1 protein-coding gene is annotated in these 1,400 nt (G+C 44.9%); it reads left to right on the top strand.

Annotation, left to right across the window (positions count from 1 at the left end):
- The first annotated feature begins 61 nt into the window (after positions 1-61).
- Positions 62-1,390, top strand: coding sequence for an IS4 family transposase (locus tag MAQ5080_RS17120; protein ID WP_082861171.1), 1,329 nt, complete (start codon positions 62-64; stop codon positions 1,388-1,390).
- The last annotated feature ends 10 nt before the right edge of the window (positions 1,391-1,400 follow it).

Genomic DNA, 1,400 nt, shown 5'->3' with positions numbered 1-1,400 from the left:
ATTTAATTGAATAGCCCCAGAAAATCCGATTAAGCATTCTTAATCGGATTTTTTTGTGTCTATTCAACAGCTCTTACTTAGTATCGATGAACTTCATTCCTTTTCGGACAACTCAACGTTTACTCAAAACATTCCCGTCGAATGGATTGAGTCCGCACTAACACTTTCTTCAAAAGCGACTATCAGGCGCCGACGCCTACCTGAAGATCAAGTTCTATGGTTGGTGCTAGGCATGGCTCTTTTTCGTGATGAGTCGATTGAGGAAGTCGCTAGACGATTAAATATTTGCTCTGAAGGACTATCTTCTGAACAACTGATTGCTAAAAGCGGGATATCTCAAGCAAGGCAACGCCTTGGGTCTAATCCTATGCAATGGCTTTTTCAACGTACTGGTGAGCACTGGGCTAATGAACGATTTGCTAAGGATGACTGGCAAGGGCTACAAGTATTTGCTATTGATGGGGTTATTTTTCGTACGCCAGACACGCCCGATCTACAAGCGCACTTTGGTAATGCAAGCAATGCGACCGCAAAACAAAGTGCTTATCCGCTGTTGCGTTGTGTCGCGCTGATGAATACTCACTCCCATGTTATTTTAGATGCCCAAGTGGGCGATTATCGAACAGCTGAAACACCTCTGGCTGAGGCCATGCTAGATAAGATTCCTGATCGCAGTATCACATTGCTAGACCGGAACTTCTGGAGTGCCAATCTAATGCATACCTTGATGAATGGAGGCAATGATCGGCATTGGTTGATACCTAAGCGTAGTAATGCTGTGTACGAGGTCGTCGAAGAGTACGGAAACGGAGATGCTTTATGGCGTATGACAGTCTCACCTCAAGCACGTAAAAAGAATCCAAAGTTGCCTACATACTGGGATGTACGAGCCGTTACTTATGAAGTTCAAGGAAAACCTAAAACTGTACTGACATCTCTTCCCCATAGTGATTACGCAGCCGACCAAATAGCTCTGTTGTATCAGCAACGCTGGGAGATTGAATTAGGGTTCCGCGATATCAAATCCTCGATGCTTAATAACGCGATTACGCTACGCAGTAAGACAGTCGACTTAATCTACCAAGAAATGTGGGGGATGTTGTTGGCCTATAATGTAGTGCGTCGAGAAGCAAGTCATGCAGCGGCGGCACACGGTCAGCGCGCAAGTGAGATACGTTTTAAGATGGCCTTTACTTACATTGCTTCGAATCTGATCGTGATGGCCGCGGCTAAGCCAGAATCAAAGACTGGAATGCGTCTCAAGGATCTAAGGTCAGGGATATGTAATTTGTTTTTGGAACAAAAGAAAGCGAGGCCTAATAGGCCCCGCATGGTAAAGCAATCAAAGACAAGATATCCGGTATCTCGTAATGCTGTTTCGCTTAAGTGAACAGCATTAG

Origin of the sequence: Marinomonas aquimarina, from assembly GCF_900089755.1 — a bacterium.
Classification (GTDB): domain Bacteria; phylum Pseudomonadota; class Gammaproteobacteria; order Pseudomonadales; family Marinomonadaceae; genus Marinomonas; species Marinomonas aquimarina.
This window is presented reverse-complemented; position numbering and strand designations above follow the sequence as displayed.